This is a genomic window from Stenotrophomonas sp. STEN038, assembly GCF_056759895.1.
The window spans coordinates 1-2,579 of the sequence record NZ_JBRRDW010000114.1 but is presented as its reverse complement, the minus strand read 5'-3'; the positions used below and the strand labels follow the sequence as shown (position 1 = coordinate 2,579).

The 2,579-nt window shown below is 66.6% G+C and carries 3 protein-coding genes; all 3 read right to left on the bottom strand.

What is annotated here, in order from left to right; translation table 11 throughout:
- Positions 1–192 precede the first annotated feature (192 nt).
- Positions 193–594, bottom strand: coding sequence for an EF-hand domain-containing protein (locus ACVOLS_RS21505; protein WP_481547312.1), 402 nt, complete (start codon positions 592–594; stop codon positions 193–195).
- A 90-nt stretch (positions 595–684) separates the two neighbouring features.
- A complete protein-coding gene (locus tag ACVOLS_RS21500) occupies positions 685–1,407 on the bottom strand; it encodes a hypothetical protein (protein WP_481547311.1) in 723 nt (240 codons plus the stop codon).
- 62 nt (positions 1,408–1,469) lie between these two features.
- Positions 1,470–2,360, bottom strand: a complete 891-nt coding sequence (locus ACVOLS_RS21495; protein ID WP_481547313.1) for an SMP-30/gluconolactonase/LRE family protein — start codon at positions 2,358–2,360, stop codon at positions 1,470–1,472.
- Between the last annotated feature and the right edge of the window lie 219 nt (positions 2,361–2,579).

Sequence of the window (2,579 nt, the reverse complement as noted above, 5' to 3'; positions counted from 1 at the left end):
GACCCCCACCGTGACCCCCCCCCCGCCTCTCCCCCCCCCCCCCCCGCCCCCCCGCCGCCGCCCTGCACCCCCCCCCCCCCCCCGCCCGCCGCCCCGGCGCCCCCCCCCCCCCCCCCCCCCCCCCCCCCCCCCCCCCCCCCCCACTACTGGGGCCCGGGCCCCCGACCCGGCGCCGGCACTACAGGTGACGCTTCAGCGCAGCCAACCGGCCAACTGCTCGCGTGAGAGCTTGCCGCGGCGCGCTGTATCCAAGGCATTGAATTCGTCAGCCAAGGCCGGATTGGCCTGCGCTTCCTCGCGGCTGATGAAGCCATCGCCATCCACATCCATCGCGTCGAAATCGATGCGGTAATTGCCGATGACGCTGTCCGGCTGGATCGATCGCACGGTGACCTGGGCCTGATCGGTGGGCATCAGGATCTGCGTGGAATGGGTGACCTTGCCAGTCGCCAGCGATTGCTCGCGCACATGCACCGGCGCATCGTTCAGCGGCATGCTGACCGCAGGCTCAGGGCGCGGCACGGTCTGGGCGTTGGCAGCAGCGGGCAGCAGGATGGCGAACGCCAACGGCAGGGCAATACGAAGCACAGACATGGCACGACTCATCGTTGGTGGAAACAGGGCCCGCCACGCGGGTGACGGCAAAGGTGATGGTAGTGCGCAGCAGCTGAACGGGCGAGCCGCTCAGCCCGGGATGAACGGGAAGACCAGTTTCAGCAAGCCCTTCAAACCACCTTCGGCGGTAGAGCTGATCGCCTTCGCGCCCAGGCTGTTGAGCGCGCGCCGCAGGTCGATCCAGCGCAGTTGGGTGACATCCTTCTTCAGCAGGTCGGCGACTTCTTCCGAGGCCGGGGCCAGTTTCTTCAAGGCCTCCAGCGTGGCCTGCGGATCGGGTTGCAGGTAGTTCCAGCGTTCGGCGATGTTGAGCAAGGTGTCGAAGCGCACCGCCACCACTTCGCGGTTGCGCTCATAGACCGGGATCGCGCCGACATTGAGGATGGCCTGCTCGAAGCGCTGGGCATCGTCGGGGTGCTCGATGCGGACCGCGAGAAAACCTTCTTTGCGGCTGCGCTCGCTGACGTGCTTTGCGCCGGAGCGCAGATTGGCCTCGGTCAGCACCGCGGCGACGATGCGCTGCAGGGCGGCCTCACCTTCCTCCGGCACCAGTGCCCGCCAACGCGCATAGCCATCGCGACGCAGGCCTTTGACCTTGGCCGGCGTGACCCGAAGCTGCAGTGCGACCGCAGTATTGGAGTCGCTGCGATTGATCGCGCCGTCGCGCTCGATCAATACGAAGATCAGCAGTTCCAGATCGCGCTTGGTCAGCGACTGGAAGCCCTGCATCAGGGTCAGGCGCAGAAACTCATTGCCGAAGCCGGCCGGGTCCTTCAGTTCGATGCTGTGCATTGCGGTTCCTCCCATGGACTACAGCATGCCTGATATGGATTGCAGCAGCTGAGACTGGGTGCTCAGGGCGTGGCTGATGCTTGCAAGCCGTATTCTCGGCCGGGGCGATCAACCTGGAAGGTCTCCACCGCGCCCCGGTCCTGCAGGGTGACGAAGACCTGGCGGCCATCGCTGCCGCCGAAGGCGAGATTGCTGGGCTTGCGGCCTTTGAGCCGCACCTCACGCAGCAGCTTGCCGTCCGGCGATACCACCGCGATAACGCCAGCGTCGTAGCGAGCGATATAGAGATTGCCATCGGCGTCGCAGCGCATGCCATCCATGCCATGGTCGTCGAAGCGGATCAGCAGGCGCTTGTTGCTGATGTTGCCATCCGTGGCGCGGTCGTAGGCCCAGACATTGCGTTGCACGCTTTCGTTGACATACAGGCGCTGGCCGTCGGGGCTGACCTCGACGCCATTGGTGGTGCCCATGCCGGATTCAAGCAGATGCACACTGCCGTCTCGGTCGATGCGCCACAGCTGGCCGTCATCGGCCTTGGACCAGTTGGGATCGCTGGCGTAGAGCGTGCCGTCCGCGGCGAGGGCGATGTCGTTGGGCTGGTGGGCATCGGGCAGGTGCGCGAACACGCCGACGTTGGTGGAGCCTGGGGCGACGCGCAGGATGTTGTGGCGCGCGTAGTCGGCGATATACATCGCGCCATCGCTGCCGAAGCGGATGCCGTTGCCGATGCTGCCTTCGGGCAAGGTGAGGAAAAGCGTCGCCTTGCCGGCTTCGTCAACGCGGCCGATGGTACCGTCCTTGCCGAGGTTGACCACATACAACGCGCCATCCGGACCGGTCGCCGGGCCTTCGATGCCGGTAGTGAAGGTGCCATCGCTGACGTGGTCGCGGGCGATGAAGTTGTCGGCGGCCAAGGCAGTGCTGCTCAGGATGATGAGCGCGAAGCTGGCGATGTAGGCGCGGGTGATCTGGCGGGCGATGGCGGCGACTTCCGTGTTGGTGGAAGCGCGAGTGTGCCAGAGGCATGGGGTGGTGCGTGGGTGTGGTTGCTCGGGCAACTTTGGGGGCGGGGCATGTAGTGGCCCCCCCACGGGGCGCGCGGGGGGAGCGGGGAAAGCCCCAGCCCACGAGGGCGGGCCCGAACACTAATAGACCACACAGTCGGGGGATCA